At 51.2% G+C, this 18,204-nt stretch carries 16 protein-coding genes and 1 other annotated feature; of the genes, 11 read left to right on the plus strand and 5 right to left on the minus strand.

Annotation, left to right across the window (positions count from 1 at the left end):
- Positions 1-123: 123 nt before the first annotated feature.
- The 3 genes from DFQ01_RS10270 to DFQ01_RS10280 all read right to left on the minus strand — a co-directional run bounded on the left by DFQ01_RS10270 (position 124) and on the right by DFQ01_RS10280 (position 4,323).
- Positions 124-1,476: an arsenic transporter gene (locus DFQ01_RS10270; RefSeq protein WP_110043795.1), complete on the minus strand. Its 1,353-nt coding sequence runs from the start codon at positions 1,474-1,476 to the stop codon at positions 124-126.
- Between the two features lie 366 nt (positions 1,477-1,842).
- Entirely contained in the window at positions 1,843-3,111 is a 1,269-nt protein-coding gene (locus DFQ01_RS10275; protein ID WP_146216854.1) for a hypothetical protein, read from the minus strand.
- A gap of 141 nt (positions 3,112-3,252) precedes the next feature.
- A complete protein-coding gene (locus DFQ01_RS10280; RefSeq protein WP_110043797.1) occupies positions 3,253-4,323 on the minus strand; it encodes a branched-chain amino acid aminotransferase in 1,071 nt (356 codons plus the stop codon).
- A 166-nt stretch (positions 4,324-4,489) separates the two neighbouring features.
- On the opposite strand from DFQ01_RS10280, the gene DFQ01_RS10285 reads away from it, so the two are divergent.
- Together DFQ01_RS10285 and DFQ01_RS10290 are read left to right on the plus strand one after the other, a co-directional pair.
- Positions 4,490-5,392 (plus strand): LysR family transcriptional regulator, encoded by a 903-nt coding sequence (locus DFQ01_RS10285; RefSeq protein ID WP_110043798.1) that lies wholly within the window; start codon positions 4,490-4,492, stop codon positions 5,390-5,392.
- Between the two features lie 97 nt (positions 5,393-5,489).
- On the plus strand, positions 5,490-6,236 hold the full coding sequence (locus tag DFQ01_RS10290; protein WP_110043799.1) for a hypothetical protein: 747 nt from the start codon (positions 5,490-5,492) through the stop codon (positions 6,234-6,236).
- A gap of 453 nt (positions 6,237-6,689) precedes the next feature.
- Here the strand turns inward: DFQ01_RS10290 and DFQ01_RS10295 are convergent, their stop codons facing one another.
- A complete protein-coding gene (locus DFQ01_RS10295) occupies positions 6,690-8,708 on the minus strand; it encodes a transglycosylase domain-containing protein (RefSeq protein ID WP_245946608.1) in 2,019 nt (672 codons plus the stop codon).
- A gap of 490 nt (positions 8,709-9,198) precedes the next feature.
- Between DFQ01_RS10295 and DFQ01_RS10300 the strand changes: the two genes are divergently transcribed.
- From DFQ01_RS10300 to argS, 8 genes are all read left to right on the plus strand, one after another.
- Positions 9,199-9,609, plus strand: a complete 411-nt coding sequence (locus DFQ01_RS10300; protein ID WP_110043801.1) for a hypothetical protein — start codon at positions 9,199-9,201, stop codon at positions 9,607-9,609.
- Positions 9,610-9,628: 19 nt separating this feature from the next.
- Complete coding sequence (locus tag DFQ01_RS10305) at positions 9,629-10,033, plus strand: hypothetical protein (RefSeq protein WP_110043802.1); 405 nt, start codon at positions 9,629-9,631, stop codon at positions 10,031-10,033.
- Between the two features lie 289 nt (positions 10,034-10,322).
- The gene (gene speE, locus DFQ01_RS10310; protein ID WP_110043840.1) at positions 10,323-11,150 is read left to right on the plus strand and encodes a polyamine aminopropyltransferase; all 828 of its coding nucleotides are present in this window, start codon (positions 10,323-10,325) and stop codon (positions 11,148-11,150) included.
- Between the two features lie 32 nt (positions 11,151-11,182).
- Positions 11,183-12,052, plus strand: a complete 870-nt coding sequence (gene speB / locus DFQ01_RS10315) for an agmatinase (protein WP_110043803.1) — start codon at positions 11,183-11,185, stop codon at positions 12,050-12,052.
- A gap of 227 nt (positions 12,053-12,279) precedes the next feature.
- The gene (locus DFQ01_RS10320) at positions 12,280-12,534 is read left to right on the plus strand and encodes a DUF7667 family protein (protein WP_245946609.1); all 255 of its coding nucleotides are present in this window, start codon (positions 12,280-12,282) and stop codon (positions 12,532-12,534) included.
- Between the two features lie 64 nt (positions 12,535-12,598).
- Positions 12,599-13,123, plus strand: coding sequence for a DNA-deoxyinosine glycosylase (locus DFQ01_RS10325; RefSeq protein WP_110043804.1), 525 nt, complete (start codon positions 12,599-12,601; stop codon positions 13,121-13,123).
- A 14-nt stretch (positions 13,124-13,137) separates the two neighbouring features.
- Positions 13,138-13,377, plus strand: a binding site (T-box leader).
- A 99-nt stretch (positions 13,378-13,476) separates the two neighbouring features.
- The gene (locus DFQ01_RS10335; protein ID WP_174812476.1) at positions 13,477-13,956 is read left to right on the plus strand and encodes a YwiB family protein; all 480 of its coding nucleotides are present in this window, start codon (positions 13,477-13,479) and stop codon (positions 13,954-13,956) included.
- Positions 13,957-14,020: 64 nt separating this feature from the next.
- Entirely contained in the window at positions 14,021-15,697 is a 1,677-nt protein-coding gene (gene argS / locus DFQ01_RS10340; protein ID WP_110043807.1) for an arginine--tRNA ligase, read from the plus strand.
- A gap of 118 nt (positions 15,698-15,815) precedes the next feature.
- Here the strand turns inward: argS and DFQ01_RS10345 are convergent, their stop codons facing one another.
- Complete coding sequence (locus DFQ01_RS10345) at positions 15,816-16,949, minus strand: S8 family peptidase (RefSeq protein ID WP_174812477.1); 1,134 nt, start codon at positions 16,947-16,949, stop codon at positions 15,816-15,818.
- Positions 16,950-17,307: 358 nt separating this feature from the next.
- Here DFQ01_RS10345 and rpoE point away from each other — a divergent pair, with 358 nt between their 5' ends.
- Positions 17,308-17,886: a DNA-directed RNA polymerase subunit delta gene (rpoE, locus tag DFQ01_RS10350; protein WP_110043808.1), complete on the plus strand. Its 579-nt coding sequence runs from the start codon at positions 17,308-17,310 to the stop codon at positions 17,884-17,886.
- Positions 17,887-18,204: the final 318 nt, after the last annotated feature.

The raw sequence follows: 18,204 nt of genomic DNA on the forward strand, positions 1-18,204 counted from the left end.
GCTAGTGCAATGTGCACTAACGCCTGTACGGATGCCAGTTTTCTAACATACATTAATTTGTGCTTTACCATACCCTTCTCAAGCGGCTGTCCTACAGATAGCCGATTATTTTTGTCTCTCTTGTTAGAAAACGAGATGGACCCAGTAGGTGAGAATAAGAAGCGTAAGAATGACTGTCAGCGGAATGACGAGAATGGTTACTTTCAAATAATCGCCCCAGGAGATTTTCACCTTGCCTTTTCGCAGAATATGCATCCACATTAGTGTTGCGAGTGTACCAATCGGCAGCAGCAGCGAACCGATATCACTCCCGATTACGCTGGCTAGATAAGAGATCTTGAGCGTGATTGGATCGAGACCCATGTTCGTCAGCGTCAGCGTGCCGACCATAAGGGCGGGGTGGTTATTGAACAAGTTAGACAGCAAAGAAACGACAACACCCATGCCGATGCTGGCGTGCAGTAGGCCGCCATGGGCGAAGGGACTCAAGTATTGGATAAGAAAATCCGTCAAGCCGATGTTGTGAAGTCCATAAATAATAACATACATACTGAAGGCGAAAATCAGAATATGCCATGGTGTCTTCTTAATCATGTCCGTCGGCGGAATGCGAAGCTTCCACCAGCGCCAGCCGAGGAGGACGAGGGAGCCGATAACGGCTGCCAGTGGCACTGGGAAACCGACATAAGACGCGACGAACAAACCAATACGAACGGATAGAACGAACAAAATGATGTTGCGCATGAATGCTCCACTCATTTGAGCTGGAGCGGTGTCACTCGAATATTTTAGCGGATGAAGTCCGGGCCGAGGGGAGAATGGTCGATGTCTGCCAGATGCCATGTTGATCTTCTTCGGGAGCGTTGGGTAGAAGACGAGAAACAGAAGAGAAGCCATAATCAATAAGCCGATTGTTGCGGGGATGAACATCATGGCCGTATGCATGTACAACGACATGTGCACGATTTTGAGCGCGATCAGGTTGACGATGTTGCTTACGCCGATTGGTGCGCTGGACGCTGTCGCAATCAGGGCGCCGGAGATCAAGTACGGCAGTTTCTGATGATTTTTCAAACCTAAGTTGTGCAAAATCATGAGCAGGATCGGTGTAGTAATAAGGATACTGCCATCATTGTTAACGAACAGGGTCATGAGGAAACAGAGCAGATTCGTATACCAGAACAGCTTAATGCCAGATCCGCCTGACTGTGCGGTCAGCTTCTCAGCCACCCAGTGGAAGAAACCGAAGCTCTCCAATACGATGGCCATGACAATGGTCGCCATGATGGTGACGGCCGCCCCGCCGATCGTCTCTGTAATGGTCCACAGATCGGATAGGGAGACAGTGCCGGCGAGTAATACGATGAATGCACCGATCGAAGCAGGAATCGCTTCATTGACTGTTGAACGCCAGAATATGAACGAGACGGTGAAAATAAACGATAGGACGGTAACCCATACCGCTAGTTCATGCATGTTGCATTACCTCTTCTCAAAAATAAAATGTTCGCGGTTGTCCTCCTTGGTTATAGCTCGTCCACAGTGGTTATCGTTTCTTTCGCGGATTCGAGCTTTTCCGATTGTGCCAGTTGTTCTGGATCCCTCCTTTGCCCCCTGGCTAGCAAGCTATTAAATATTTAGCTGTGATGTATATATACGTAACGGGTAGATGCTATGTACTACGCAATAACCCTATTCTATCAACTTCCAACGGCTATCAATCCGAGATAAATGCCGACGATGAATGTCTATCCTATCGGGAGAGACGCCCGGCGCCTAGTACAAAAAAACGCTCCATCGACCATCGAGCGATGGTGAATGGAACGCTCTTCGTTATACCAATTATGCAAAAGACATGTACACTACGTCTTTCTCTTTGAATCGTGAACGCCATTCTTCTATTGCTGCTGGCAGTTTATTATATAAGGATTTGTCCGTCGTATAATAATCGACTGAGCCGTCGTCGGCAATGACAGCGGCATAGAACGTAGCGTTATCGTCATACATAATGATGGCTTCCATCTCGGTAAACAAGCCCCTTACGCCGCCTGTCACAACAGTCGTTTCGGGTAAGTCCTCGTCCGGATAGGAATCAATGATTTGGAACGAGTTGACGAACAAGGAATAATCGTCTCCAACGAGGTCTCGGAATTGATCGTCCAAATCTTTAGACGGCAGGACGTTAAGCTGTAGGAGGTCGAGAGAATGCAGGGTATTGTCTCTGACAAATTGTCCGCCGAAGGCTACACCTGCTCCTGCGTAATAAGTGGAGTCACCTTCAGCCGTTATCGTTAGGTAGCTGTCTTGCAATATAAACGTCAGCGTCAAGCCATTGCCTGTGAACACGGCGGTCTTGCCATCCTTTGAACGTGTGGCGGATTCCGTCACTTCGCCAGTGTGTCCGCCATCTATGCCATCCAGGTTGAATGAGAACGAAGCAGACGTTATCTCTTCAATCTTTAAGGTTTGATCGACGAACTGGGTACTGTCTCGCAGCTTCCAAGTGCCAAGCCAAGCAGCATCGGCTGACGATAAGTTTGGATTGGAAGCAGGTACAGCTTCGAAAGGAATCGTCTTTGTCCCATCGGCATTCGTCCAGCTGCCTACGAAGGCTGATAAGCTAGCTGGGGTGTTCGTTGTATTAAAAATGAGCGTACCGTCAAAATGGCCCGTAATCTTCCCATCCTGATCGAACTCATCCATGCTAATGGTAAGCTTGTCACCCGTGCTTGCTGCTTCATCTACTGTTCCTTGCAGCTTGAGATCCTGCTTGTACTTGGTGTACATATATGTACCGCTAACGCGTGATCCTTCAAGGGTCAGTTTCATCTCGATTGGATATTTGCCTGCGATTGATCCAACGAGTGAATAGGTAGAGGAAGCTAGTTCTAGCTTTGACGCGTCATTAGCGTCAGGTGCATCTGTATCCACTGCCTGGTCGTGTGAGGGCTGTGAGCTGCTTTGCTGCGAATTGGTTTGTTCAGTGAAAGCATCTGTAATCGAGACGGCAGAACTGCTGTCCGAAGAACTTGCAGACTCGTCGCTGGAGCATCCGGCGGTCCACAACGTAGAGCAGAGAAGGAGGGCGAGTAGCCCGTATATTTTATTCATGGAGCTGCACCAGCCCTTTGGGTTTATTCGTACAAAAATACCTCTCGCAGCGTCGTTGATGTGGTTGACTTGTGCGAGAGGTGTTTTTGTTATTTTATCATAAGGGTTGGAACTGTTGGTGATTTTGTTAAGCTGCTGCTTTTATACTTCCAGAACCCAACCGAACGGATCTGGCAGAACAGCGCTTTGGATACCCGTAATCGTGTCGTATACGCGGCTCGACAGGTCGCCAGTTTTGTTATTGTTAATAACGAGCTTCTCGTTATTGTAATGAAGGGCACCAACTGGCGAGATAACAGCAGCCGTACCCGTACCGAATGCTTCTTCGAGCGTGCCGTTGCGGTGAGCTTCAACAAGCTCGTCGATGGAGATTTGACGCTCTTCGACTGGAACATCCCACGAACGGAGCAGCTGCAGAACCGATTTGCGAGTGATACCATCCAGGATGCTGCCGTTCAGAGCTGGCGTAATAACCGTGCCGTTTACTTTGAAGAAGACGTTCATGCTGCCGACTTCCTCAATATATTTGCGATGCACGCCGTCGAGCCACAGCACTTGGGAGTAACCAAGCTCAGATGCGCCTTCTTGTGCTTTCAAGCTTGCTGCATAGTTGCCGCCAGTTTTCGCGTTGCCTACGCCGCCTTTAACTGCGCGAACGTATTCGGATTCAACGTGAATCGGTACAGGGTTCAGGCCTTCTGCATAATACGCGCCTACCGGGCACAGCAGAATCATGAACATGTATTTGGTGGATGGTGCTACGCCGAGCTGCGGCTCCGTTGCGATGACGAATGGGCGAATATAGAGCGAAGTGCCTGGCTCGGATGGAACCCACTCATGGTCGACTTTAATAAGCGTACGAAGCGCTTCCATAGCAACCTCTGGGTCTACAGCCGGAATGCTCAGACGGTCGTTGGAGCGGTTGAGGCGATCCCAGTTCTGGTCCGGACGGAACAGGACGATACGGTTGTCGTTCGTGCGGTAAGCTTTCAGACCTTCGAAGATCGTCTGGCCGTAGTGGAACACTTTCGCGGCTGGATCAAGCGAAATATTCTGATAAGGAACGACGCGTGGATCGTGCCAGCCTTGGCCCGCATCATAGTCCATAATGAACATGTGATCGGAGTAGTACTTACCGAAGACGAGCTTCTTCTCGTCTGGGCGTGGCTTAGGATTCGTTGTCAGTGTGACTGAAATCGTCGGTTTCGACATGAATATACAGCTCCTTAGATGGTTATTTCAAACGTTCGTTCATCAATGAATAGCATTGATAAAAGTTTTCATATTTGAATCGTAACACTCTCTTGTATATATTGAAAATATCAATTTTATTGAATCGCCATACTTTTTAGGTATGGGACGAAATGGAGGTGGGCCGATGGATTTCCGGCAGCTTCGATATTTTCTTGCAATTGCCGAGGCTGGGCAAATTACGCGTGCCGCCAAAGCGCTTAATATGGAACAGCCGCCGCTCAGCCGGCAGCTGAAGCAGATGGAGCGGGAGCTTGGTGTCACGTTGTTCGACCGCAGCGGGAAGCAGTTGACGCTGACGCATGCAGGCGAGGTTCTGCGAGAGCGGGCAGAGAGTGTCATTCGCCAGCTTCATGAATCGTTGCAGGAGGTGAAGGAGGTCGAGGAAGGCGTTTCGGGCTTTCTCGCGATTGGTGCCGTCGTCTCCTGCGTCTCTTTGCTGCCACGTGCAATTGAGCGCTACCGGGAGAAGTATCCCCAAGTGACGTTCAAAATAAGCGAAGGGGATCATTACCAGCTCGGCGAAGCGCTGGCGAAGCGAAGCATTGAGCTGGTCGTAGCTCGTCTTCCTTTCGAATTCGCGGAAGAATCGCCTTATGAATATGATGAGCTTCGTCTTCCTTCTGACCCATTCGTTGCAGTCATTCCAAGCAAGCTGCAGCCGGATCAGAAGCAGTCTTCCATTACGCTTGCTGCACTGGCGGACTATCCGTTCTTAACGCTCAAGACGGACCAGACGATCGGGATGCATAAGCAGGTGATGAGCGAGTTTCGGAAGAGCGGCTTAACGCCGAACATTATTTGCGAATGTTCCAGCGTCGCGATTATTTTGTCGTTAGTTGCGGCGGGCATTGGCGCGACGGTGCTGCCGAAGTCGGTCGTCGCCATGTCGCCGATCGATTCGCTGCGTATGCTTCGGATCGAGGATGCCGAGTTCCAGTCGGAGGTCGGCATTGTGTGGCTGAAGGATCGGTATTTGTCGAAGAGCGCACGTCATTTTATAGAACAGTATACGGACGGGTATGAATAGAAGTGTGGAGAGCGTATGCTTCCGATGTAGCTTTTGCTGCACATCACACCGTAAATCGGTGTGAAGCTATCGCAAAATCTTGAGAGGACGGGCATTTATGGAATACCGATATGAAGCGGAGCCGCGCAGCTACGAGGACTATGCGAGCGGCCGCGTACTGCTCAATGCACAGGGGACGACGGCTTTCCCCGTGAGGCTTGCGAGCGAAATTTATCAGCAGGGTAAAGCATACTTGGCTAACAAGGGCCGCACAAGTGGATATACGTTATACGATCCATGCTGTGGCGGTGCGCATTTGCTGACCAGCATTGGCATTCGGCACGGTGGAGATTTAAAACGCGTGGTTGGTTCGGACGTTGACCAGCGAGTGCTCGATATCGCTGCGCGTAATCTGGCGATGGTGAACCCAGATGGTATGCAGACACGTATCGTACAGCTGCAAGAGCTGGTGCAGGCATATGGCAAGTCATCGCATCAAGAAGCGGTCGAAAGCGCGGAGCGACTGCTTGCGCTTGTCGAGCAGCGGAATCGTACAGTTGACGTGCAATGCTGCATATATGATGCAATCGGTCAGCCATCATCGTCAGCTGTGCTGGACGAGCTTAATGGGCAGGTCGACTTCGTCTTCACGGACGTGCCCTACGGCGACATCGTTCAATGGTCTGCCGACAGTGCAGACCCGATCGGTCGGCTGCTGGGCAATCTTATGCCCCGACTGGCACCAGTATCGGTAGTGGCGATCGTTGCAGACAAGAAACAGTCAGTTGACCATCTCGCCTTCCGGCGGTTGAAAAAGCTAAAGGTCGGCAAGCGCCAGATCGTATTCCTGGAGCTCAATAAATAACCTCGGCACTTGGTTGTTATCGCGGCGAATAGGTGTGGTAAATTATCACTTTTTCCTGGAAATCGTGCATTCGCCAACCGATAAGTATGGCAATACCACTCTAATCATGTGTTTCACATAATTAAAACCTCCTTGTGAACAATTAAGCGATGTTTAGCTTCGCTTAATCCTCCGACTATAGTATCCAAACATTAATAAGCGCGGCTGAGCCGCGCTTATTAATGTTCATACCTAACTAATTATCACGCGCAACAAGTAAGCTTTGACCCAAAGGGTCACGCGACTCCCGCCACGCATTGGCATATCCGCGCCTCTTGCCGTCCCACGTTCCCCCTTCCGGGGTCCAGGGGTTGGAAACCCTGGGGCCCTCCCTAGCAGGGAGGGTTTGGGTGGGTAGAAATCCCGGTTTAGGTAGTAATCTTGTAAACAAAGGGGTCAAATAGGGGCAAGCCCCTATTCTTTCCACCATCGTTTCAAGTCGCCCCACCATGACTTGCGCTGCTCCTCTTTCCGTGCATCCGTTCCGGTGCTGCTCGCATCCTCCGCCTTGCTGCTGCTTCCATCGCAAGTTTCTGTCGGCTGCGTGCCGGCGATGAATGTCTCCAGCCGTTTATTGTCCTCGCAGCCTTCTCCGGCCAGCTTGCCGGACTTCGGATCGATGTAGGCGCTGACGACCCCTTCGGGCATCGGGAATATCTTCGGCGGCACCGCCGCGAGCGCTCCTTCCGTGAATGCCGCGAAGATCGGCGCGGCGCGGTGCGCTTCAGTCGTCGTAAGCTGGCGTCCCTTGTCGTAGCCAACCCAGACGGCCGTTGCCAGCTCTGGTGTATAGCCAACCAGCCAAGCGTCGGACGCCGTCGTTCCCGTCTTGCCGGCGACAGGACGGTTCATCGTCGCCGATACGCGATGGCCAGTACCGCCGGTATCGAACACACTCTCCATCAGGCTGGTCAGCACATACGCATGCGCAGCATCCACGACCTGTTCTGATTCATGCTCTGCTTCATATAGAACGTGACCGCTGCTGTCTTCGACGCGCAGTACGGCGATTGGCTTCACGCGTACGCCGCCATTAGCGAATGTGCCGAAGGCGGAGGCCATCTCGAACGGACTGATCGGGAATGTGCCCAGTGCGAGAGACGGGACAGGCTTCATCGCGCTGTCGATGCCGAGCTTTCTCGCCATGTTAATGACGTTGTCTGCGCCGACCTGCATGATCGTATTTACGGCATAGATGTTATCCGAGCTCGCGATCGCTTGGCGCATATCGATATAGTCATTCACGTACTTGTCGTTATAATTGTGTGGCTCGTAGGTAAGTCTGCCCTCATCATAAGTGAACGTCGTTGGTGCACTCATGAATCGGCTGAGCGGCGTCATGCCGCCTTGCTGCAGAGCGGTCATGTACAAAATTGGCTTAAAAGATGACCCCGGCTGTCGTGTCGTCGCGAACACCCGATTGTACTGATTGTTCGGATAGTCCCTACCGCCGACCATTGCTTTCACGTAGCCATTGCGGGGGTCGATTGCAATAAGCGCAGCTTGCTGCTCGGTATTCGAAGGAATGCCTTCAGCAACTGCTTTCTCCGCTGCCCGCTGTGCATTGGAATCAAGCGTCGTATAGATGCGAATACCGCCCTCATCGAGCAGCCGCTCGTCAATGCCGAGCTGTCCAACGACGAAGGAGCGGACATAGTCGCGGAAGTACGGCGCGAAGCTATTGCCGCGAGATTCAGACAACGGTTTGAAGGTAAGCAGCTCGCGATAGGCTTTATCCGCATCCGTCTGTTTAATGACGCCGTCATTAGCCATCACCTGCAGAATGGTGTGCTGGCGATCCTTCGCATTTTTCATACTCATATAAGGTGAGTAATACTTCGGACCTTTCGGAATGCCAGCGAGCATTGCGCTCTCCGCTAGGTCGAGCTCCGATGCATGCTTGCCGAAGTACTGCTCTGCCGCTGCTTCAATGCCGTATGCGCCATGCCCGTAATAAATCTGATTCAGGTACATATTGAGGATTTCATCTTTGGAGTAGTGCATCTCGAGCTGGATTGTATAGAGCGCTTCTTTTATTTTGCGTCCCCAGGTGCGTTCATGGGTCAGATATAGGTTCCGTGCGAGCTGCTGCGTCAGCGTGCTGGCACCTTGCTTGGCAGACATGTTATGGACATTGACGAGCAGCGCGCGACCCATGCCAACAGGATCGAAGCCCTCATGCTCATAAAATCTTCGATCCTCAATAGCGAGCGTTGCTTGTACGACGTACGGCGAGATTTGGTCAAGCGGCACAGACCGCCGATTTTGTGTCGTATGGAATGTGTCAATGACATTGCCTTGCAGATCAAGCATTTCGGAGGTTTGGCTGATGGAGGCAGCAGGCAGTGACTGCACCCGCAGATAGATTAATAAGCCGGCAATCAGGCCAACGAATAGAGTGGCGCACACGCCAGTTAATTTTATAAGCCGCATCCATCTAGCTCGTCCGTGTAAACGAGGCCAAATACGTTCGGCAATGATTGGGAATAGAGGACGTTTGCGGCGTCTGGCAGCGGGAGCCTTGCTTCTTGAGGCGGGGCGCCCGGTCAGACGAGTGAACCAACGCTTTATCATGTGACAACTTCCTCTCAGCTGGTAGCATATCCGGCAATCGCCGAAAGCTTCATTTCCTTAGTATGGAAAAAGTGAGGGTGTGCTATTCCTATTTGTGCTGCCATATTGCGAAAGAGATTTCGAAACAACAACAGAATCGTTTTCGCTCAAAAAATGGTGTTTACATCATGATTTAACAGTAGTATAGTAACTTACATAGCAACGAAAACGCTTTCAATTCTCGGTGAGGAGGGATGCATAACCCGAATGGAAGATTGTCATCTTGGAGCGGACATAGTTGTTCAACTATTAGGCTTAAGGACAGTCGAGGCAAGGTTGTATTCCGAATTGAAGAGAGGAAGGATCATTGATGAAGAAGCTTCAATTGCGAGTTGGGTTTTTGTTTATTGTGCTGCTGTTGTCGTTCAGTTTGACGGCTAATGCCAATCCGGTCTCACTAGTGCAGGTTGCATCTTACGGAGGCTCGTATTCCCACACCATGGAGAGCGGCAATGGTCATACTTACATTTTGCCTAATGCCAGAACGTCAGGTACAAGCATTACGATCAGCTCCTCGGCGGCTGGTACGATCAAAGGACATTATTACTGGAGCTACAACGGCGTGAACCTTGATCTGGGCACATTCACGGCGACAAGCATGACCTACAATACAGGCAACGCCTATTATACCGCTGGTACATTGGTGCTGGTTCTGGAACGTGTGGATTCCACGACAACGGATTATCCGTCCGTATCGTACACGATTACGTATAACAATTAATCTCCTGGAGGCGATGAAGATGAACAAATTAACGACACGCATCGCGTTACTCGTATTCGTCATCGTATTCGCATTTAGCGCTACGGCATCGGCAAGCCAGTCCGTATCGGTCGTACAGAAGGGCGGCATTTACTACAATACGATTTCGGCTGGCGATGGACAGGCTTACATTCTTCCGAATGCAAGCACGACGGGAACATCTGTAACAATCACTTCGTCGGTAGCGGGTACAATTAAAGGTCATTTCGAATGGCAGCTGTCCAGTGGTTCGCCGATCCAGCTCAATGCATTTACGGCTAATGCGACAACCTACAATACGGGTTCGGCTTACTACAGCCCGGGTACGCTTGTGCTCGTACTGGAGCGTGTGGCAGACACGACGGGTGCTTATCCGAATGTCTCGTATACCGTCCAATTTAACTAATGGGAACAACAGCAGGCCGCGAGCGCACTCGCGGTCTTTTTTTATTTGTAACGACTCCATTTCGTCCTAAAGATTTACATTCCCTTCATGTTTACAAAACATGAATAAAACACGGACGACTATAATTTATGAAGGGATCTCCGCAAGTTGGCAATAAAAAATGGCGCTGGAATAATTGTTTGTATTGCCGTTTTGGTTACTCTATAATACAAAAGGAAACATTGACCCTAAGGCAGAATTGTGCGTATAGAGGTGTTTTGAACACGCACTAATAGAAGGGAAGATGATGATGGAATTGTGGTATACGGAGAAGCAGACGGAATCGTATGGCATTACGGCCAAAGTTACAGAAACGTTCGTGAGCGAGCAGACGGATTTTCAGAAGCTCGACATGATTGAAACGGAACAATTTGGAACGATGCTTGTTCTCGACGGCATGGTCATGACGACCGATAAAGACGAGTTCGTTTACCACGAGATGGTGGCACACCCTGCCCTGTTCACCCATCCCAATCCTGAGCATGTTCTTGTTGTTGGCGGCGGCGATGGCGGCGTTATCCGCGAAGTGTTGAAGCACCCGCAGGTGAAGAAGGCCGTTCTTGTTGAGATTGATGGCAAAGTAATCGAGTACTCGAAGCAGTACTTGCCGAACATTGCTGGAGAGCTTGCCAACCCGCGCGTTGAAGTCATTGTGAACGATGGCTTTATGCATATTCACGATCACAAGAATACGTACGATGTCATCATGGTGGACTCGACCGAGCCAGTTGGACCAGCGGTAAACTTGTTCACACGCGGCTTTTACCAAGGGATCTATGAGTCACTGAAGGATGAGGGCATCTTCGTTGCGCAGACGGATAATCCATGGTTCAAAGCGGATCTGATCACAAGCGTTAACCGCGACGTGAAAGAAGTGTTCCCGATCGTTCGTGTGTACTGCGCGAACGTACCGACATATCCGTCGGGCCTATGGACGTTTACGATGGGCAGCAAGCAGCATGATCCGCTTGCGGTTGATGAATCGGCAATTCCTGAATTGGATACCAAGTACTATTCTCCGCGGCTTCATAAAGCGGCGTTCGCGCTGCCGAAGTTTGTTGAGAATCTGGTGAAATAATAGCCTTATATTTAAAGGAGACAACCCCTCTCATGAAAATTGATCAAAAGTATTCCGGCAACGTCTTTATCCTTAGCTCGGACGATTATGCAGCTTCCAAAGCTGTAATTTACGGTATGCCAATGGACTTCACGGTATCGTTCCGTCCAGGCTCCCGTTTCGGTCCTGCCCGTATTCGTGAAGTATCGATCGGTCTGGAAGAGTACAGCCCGTACCTCGACCGCAGCCTCGAAGACATTACATACTTCGACGCAGGCGACCTGCTGCTGCCATTCGGCAATGCGGGACGTTCGCTCGAAATTATCGGCGAATACGTTGGCGGTCTGCTGAGCGATGGCAAAATGCCAGTTGGTCTTGGCGGCGAGCACCTCGTATCGTGGCCAATTTTCCAAGAGGTGTACAAGAAGTACCCGGATCTTGCCATCATTCACTTCGATGCGCATGCTGATCTGCGTGAGAGCTATGAAGGCGAGCCGCTGTCCCACTCGACGCCGCTTCGCAAAGCAGCTGGCTTGATGGGCGGCAAGAACATTTACCAATTCGGTATCCGTTCCGGCTCCCGCGAAGAGTTCCAATATGCGCGCGAGAACATCAACTTCCACCCATTCGAAGTGCTTGAGCCGCTGAAGAAAGTGCTGCCTGAGCTGGCGGGCCGTCCTGTTTATCTGACGATCGACATCGACGTACTCGACCCTTCGTGCGCACCTGGTACAGGTACGGCGGAAGCGGGAGGTATTACGAGCAAGGAGCTGCTCGAAGCGGTCCATGCAATCGCACGCTCCGGCGTTAACATCGTAGGCTGCGACCTCGTAGAGGTAGCGCCGCATTACGACCCGACGGAACAAACGCAAATCGTGGCAGCGAAAGTCATTCGTGAGATGCTGCTCGGCTTCGTGAAATAGGAGAGCGACAACCTAAGCTTCATTCGGATCGGCTAATTGCAGATCGGAATGAAGCTTTTCTTCTATTACTCTTGCTTGATATTTGCTCCAATTGCATATGCGAATCTATTTGTACTATTAAATATGAAATAACTCGAACTTGCCTCTTGTGCTATCATTTCTGTCATCAGACTGCTATATTTCCATTCAATAGTGGGCATGCTGGATACTACGAAGGGGGTGTCCGCATGAAGTTGATGCCAATCTATGAACGGATGGCAGAGCTGCGAATTATTCAGAAGCGTCGTAAGCTGACCGATTCGGAACGGCTGGAGATGGAGCATTGCTTGGATGTGAATGCAGACCATTGCTTGCGGCTTGCGCAGTTGTACAATTTGTCGCTGATGGCTTCGATGACCGATGATAAAGAATGGCAGCATGAGCTGTGCCAAGAGATCGAACGGTTCGGCGGTACGCCAAGCAGTAACGGAAGCGGCGGCTGATCCTAACGCCATCAAGATGAGTTCCTTATTTCGCATAGAATAGAAGGAGGATTGCCCTGCTGACATGACGACTGTACATTCCTTCGAGCCCGTCGTTGACGAGCGATCTTCTGTGCTGGTGCTTGGCAGTATGCCGGGTGTCCCATCTTTAACGGTGAATGAGTATTACGGCAACCCACGAAACTATTTCTGGCGAGTGCTCTACGGCTTGCATGAACTGCCGGTGGATGAAGAGTACGAGGCTAGATTGGCCTTTGCCCTGGATCACCATGTCGCGATCTGGGATGTGCTGAAGTCTTGCACGCGAGAAGGTAGTCTTGATGCTAACATTCGTGATGAAGTGGTCAATGATATTCCAGGCCTATTGCGTCGTTATCCGAACATACGCGCCATCGCGCTGAACGGTACCAAGGCGCATGATACGTTTAAGCGGCATTTTGGCAAGGCGAAGGAAGTGGCGGACGTTGTCTGCTTGAAGCTGCCGTCTACAAGCCCGGTGCCGACGAAGACGATGCGCAATCTGGACGACCGTCTAAATGCGTGGCGAGTCATAGAACCGTATTTGCAAAATCCAACGAATCGCATATAATAGATGCAATTAAGTTACTGACGATGAGCGGGACAGTACGATGCGATGCGATGCGACAGCGAGCCGGAATTGGTGGAAGCCGGCAGTATCGATGCCTCGGAAACGCACCCGGGAGTTGACAATTTGAAGGCGCAGGGCGATATTGCTGCTTGCTGTGTAGGATTGTCCGGTCACGCCGTTATCGTGTTTGAGAGGCTGCTCGATGATGTGAACAGCCAGAAGAGTGGTACCGCGGATCAACCTCCGTCTCTTTCCTAGAAGAGATGGAGGTTTTTATTTTGCACCTGCCGGGATATGCCCGAATGCAGCGCTTGTATCGTAATAATTGGGCAGATAGGAGGGTGGTCAACCAAGTGACAGATAAAGCGAACGTTCAATTGACGTTAACGAGCGAGATTGAAGGCGAAGTGCAGGAGCACACGTTCACAGGGGAATGGTACCGCAAAGGGCGTACCGTCTATGTGCGATATACGGAGACCGATGAGAGCTCCGGCGAGGTGCGAACCGTAATTCGATGGCGGGACGGCCAGCTCCATATTGCAAGGCGTGGCGTCGTTGATTCGGAGCAGAATTTCGTAGCAGGGTCCAAGCAGGCCGGCGAATACAAATCGCCATTCGCAAGATTCAAGATGGTGACGGACACGTCATTGTTGTGGATGCAATGCGGCGATCTCGTACAGCGCGGCGATCACATGCAAGCCGAGACCGATGGAGACGGTGAACTGCTTCCTACGCTTCCGATGCTGCTGGAGTGGCACTATAACATGTATGTAGATGAAGAATTAACAGGCGAGTTCAAAATCAAGCTGAAAGCCGAGCTCGACGCCGGCTGAAGAACGATAAGTGCTAATTGATCTTAGGGTAAGACACGCAAAAACTTTTAGGAGGAACATTTCCATGACAAACGTAATGGATCAACTATATGACAATGTGAAAAAAGCAATTGCCGACGCCGTCGTTGCAGCGGGCATCGTCGCACGCGAGGAGCTGCCCGAGTTCGTGCTCGAAGTACCGCGTGACAAATCGCATGGCGACCTTGCGACGAACGCAGCTATGCAGCTGACGAAGATCGCGAAGCGCAACCCGCGCCAGATTGCAGAAGCAATCATCGCGAATTTGAACGGCTCTTCCGCCTCGATCGAATCGGCTGAGATTGCTGGCCCAGGCTTCATCAACTTCCGTCTGAACAAGAGCTACTTGTATCCTGTCGTTGGCGAAGTGCTGACGTCGGGCGACAACTATGGCCGCGTACAAGATAACGCGGGCAAAAGCATTGAAGTTGAATTCGTCAGCGCGAACCCAACGGGCAGCCTGCACCTTGGCCACGCTCGCGGCGCCGCTGTCGGCGATGCACTGTGCAACGTACTCGACTTCGCAGGTTACGACGTAACACGCGAATACTATATCAATGATGCAGGCAACCAAGTTGCCAACCTGGCATACTCGATCGAGGCGCGCTACAAGCAAGCGCTCGGCCAAGATGCAGCAATGCCAGAGGATGGCTACCACGGTGCTGACATTGTCGGCTTTGCAGAAGCGCTGGCGAAGCAAGAGGGCGATCGTCTGCTGTCGCTGCCGGACGACGAGCGCTTTGCATTTTTCCGCCAATACGGCTTGGAACGTGAACTGGATAAAATCAAACGCGACCTCGGCCGCTTCCGCGTCAGCTTCGATCTGTGGTACAGCGAAACGTCGCTGTATGAGCAAGGTCTCGTTGAACAAGGTCTGGACGCATTGCGTGCAACCGGACATGTATACGAGGAAGAAGGCGCAACGTGGTTGAATACGACGCAATTCGGCGACGACAAAAACCGCGTGCTTGTGAAAAATGACGGCTCCTACACGTACCTGACGCCGGATATCGCTTACCACCGTGTCAAATACGGCCGCGGCTACGATCAGCTCATCAACATCTGGGGCGCTGATCACCACGGCTACATTCCACGTATGAAAGCAGCGATGGAAGCGCTCGGTAACGATCCAGGCAAGCTGACGGTTCTCATCGCACAGATGGTCAGTTTGTTCCAGAACGGCGAGAAAGTGAAGATGTCCAAGCGTACGGGGAAAGCCGTTACGATGGAAGACCTGATGGACGAAGTAGGCGTGGATGCTATCCGTTACTTCTTCACGATGCGCAGCATGGACTCGCATCTCGACTTCGATATGGACCTGGCGGTATCGACCTCCAACGAGAACCCAGTATTCTATGTGCAATATGCGCATGCGCGTATTTGCAGCATTTTCCGTCAAGCGGAGGAACAGAGCGTAGCGATGCGTGCACTTACAGACATTGACCTGTCGCGTCTTGAGACGGAGCAAGAATACGACCTGCTTCGCAAGCTTGGTGAGCTGCCGCAGGAAATTTCGGATGCAGCTGCGCAATACGCTCCGCATCGGATTATCCGTTACGTTTATGAGCTGGCGTCCCAGTTCCACAGCTACTACAAAGCAGAGCGCGTCATGACGGACGATGCCGAGCAGACGCAAGCGCGTCTTGCCCTGCTTGCTGCAACGCGTGTTGTTATCGCGAACGTTCTTCGTCTGATCGGTGTTACAGCACCGGAACGTATGTAATTACCGAATAATAAAGGCCTGATGAGTAAGCCGCTGCGGCTTCTCTTCAGGCCTTTTGTCCGTTCGGGCAGTGCTTCCCGCCTCTTGCATCCTTCATGATCATTGTAACTCCCATAGCCTATTTCTCCATAATCTGAAGCATCTTCGCAATATCCAGCTCTCCGGTCATGCGAGGTGCTTTCTTGCCGCGCAGCGGCTGCATCGAGCGCCGGAGCGCGGACTTCACTTCAGTGGGCGTCAACTCTGGGTGCTTGGCAAGCAGCAGAGCGACGGCGCCGCTTACATGAGAAGTCGCCATCGAAGTTCCGCTCATCTCGTGGTACTTGCCCTTGAGCCAGGCAGACGTAATTTTATCACCAGGCGCATAGATATCAATGTAGATGCCGCGATTGCTGAATGGCGCGATCCTTCGCAGCCTCGTGGTGGCGCCTACCGAGATCGTCTGCGGATAGCGAGCGGGATAATCGATGGCCCGCCGTTTGCCGTCATTGCCGGAGGAAGCAACAATAATGACGCCTGCATTGGCTGCATTTGTGACTGCGTTAAGCAGCGCTTTACTCCTCGATTTCATCCCGAAACTCATGTTAATAATATTCATCCGATTTCGCACACACCAGTCGATCGCGAGTATAATATCGGAGACGTAGGCACTTCCATTATGATCGAATGCCTTGATCGGATGAATGAGGGAACGGGGGGCAACGCCAATCATTCCCTGCGGCTGATTAGCGGCAGCGATGGTGCCAGCGATATGCGTCCCATGTCCATTGTCGTCATGCGGCAGCAGGCTGCGATTGAGCAGATTAATGCCCCGCGCCAGCGAGCCGCGCAGATCGGGATGGTTGAAGTCGACGCCTGTATCGACGACGCCGATTCGAATTTTATGACCCGTTGTCGTACTCCATGCTTGAGGTGCCTTAACGTGCGCAACACCCCAGGGGATTCCTTTCTCGGGAGCGGGCACTCGCGATGTCACGCCATGAATGCGGACACGCTGGTCCGTCTCCACCCAGACCCGACCATCGAATCGACGATGGGGACTGTCATCGGGGATTGGACAGGATATGGCTTGAATAATGCCCATCTGCCTAACCGCTTGCAGCGTCGACACGGAGCCTTTCATTTCCGACCATTCATGAACGAATCGGCGAAAGTCCTCGGTGTGCTGAAAACGGATAATTCTCTTTCTATGGCTTGCGCCTTTTTCGGTCATCGTACCCTGCAGCCAACGGAGAAAAGCGGTGGTGTCCAAATTACAGGTCCCCTCCCGACGACGATGCTGAGGTATTGTATGAACGAGCGTCGAGACTTGTATGAGCAAGTGACCTTTTTTCGAATAATTAGGCTTGAAACCGTGTCAAAAAGCGGAACAGGACATAGGATGGTGTAAGAGCCAATAAAGGTTCTTATCATCCCGGAAGGCGGAACATAGACACCCCGACCGGAAGGATACAGTCAAAGCGAAGGGGTATGCCCTTCGTTTTTTGCGTGTGGACGAGCTTATAAGCTTGCATTTTGTATGGAAATAGGTTTTACTATAGGTTGATACGGAAACAATCGTAATAGGACGGGTTTTCGACGATATTGAGGTAGCGGGAGGATGGGTCAGGATGAGCAGCGATTTCGCCGCAAAATGGGACCGCGAGCAGATTCAAGAAATGCCGATGGTGGACCTGGCATTCGAAGTGTTGAAAGCAACCAACACCCCGATGTATTATCGGGACTTGATGATGGAGATAGCAAAGATCCGCGAACTGGATCCAGATCAAATTAATGATGTGATTGCACAAGTATATACAGAGATTAACGTTGACGGACGCTTTGCGTGTGTCGGCAGCAACAATTGGGGCTTGAAGCGTTGGTATCCGATTGAGCGCAATGAAGATCCAATTACGAATGCCAAACGTCCGCGCATCATCAATGATGATGACGATATGGACGATGAAGATATTTATGCAGATGAAGAAGAAGAGTCGTACGCGGCGGAAGAGGACGATTACGATTCGTACGACGAGGATCGCGAGAACTTCGAAGAGAACGAAGAAGACGCAGAAGTCGACGAAGATGTGGCGATCGACGATGAAGAGATCGAAGATGACGCGGAAGGCGAAGAAATCAGCGACGACGAAAGCGACGACTTCGACGGCGATGCAGATGATAGCGACGAGGAAGACGACGACGATAACTAATCGCGGCGCGGCTTTGTGTTCCCCTTCTAGGGGCGCGCGAAGCCGCTTTTTTACTGTATTTTTTGCCTTGCATGATTACTTGACAGGCCTTCTCCCAGAAGGTAAACTATTGCATGGGCTTCTGATGCAGGATAAGAATTTGTTAACGTATATTTGTTAACGTTCAGTCGTTGTGACGTTCTTATTGTCGTCATAACTTGTATATCTACGAGAACGAAAGTGCCCCGTGGACACGGGTGTCACTTTTTTTATTTTGCCAATTAACATAGGACGCCGTCCGATTATCGGACGGCGAAACCTTTTTCATCGTGCGATGAT

Origin of the sequence: Paenibacillus cellulosilyticus (assembly GCF_003182255.1) — a bacterium.
Taxonomy (GTDB): domain Bacteria; phylum Bacillota; class Bacilli; order Paenibacillales; family Paenibacillaceae; genus Paenibacillus_T; species Paenibacillus_T cellulosilyticus.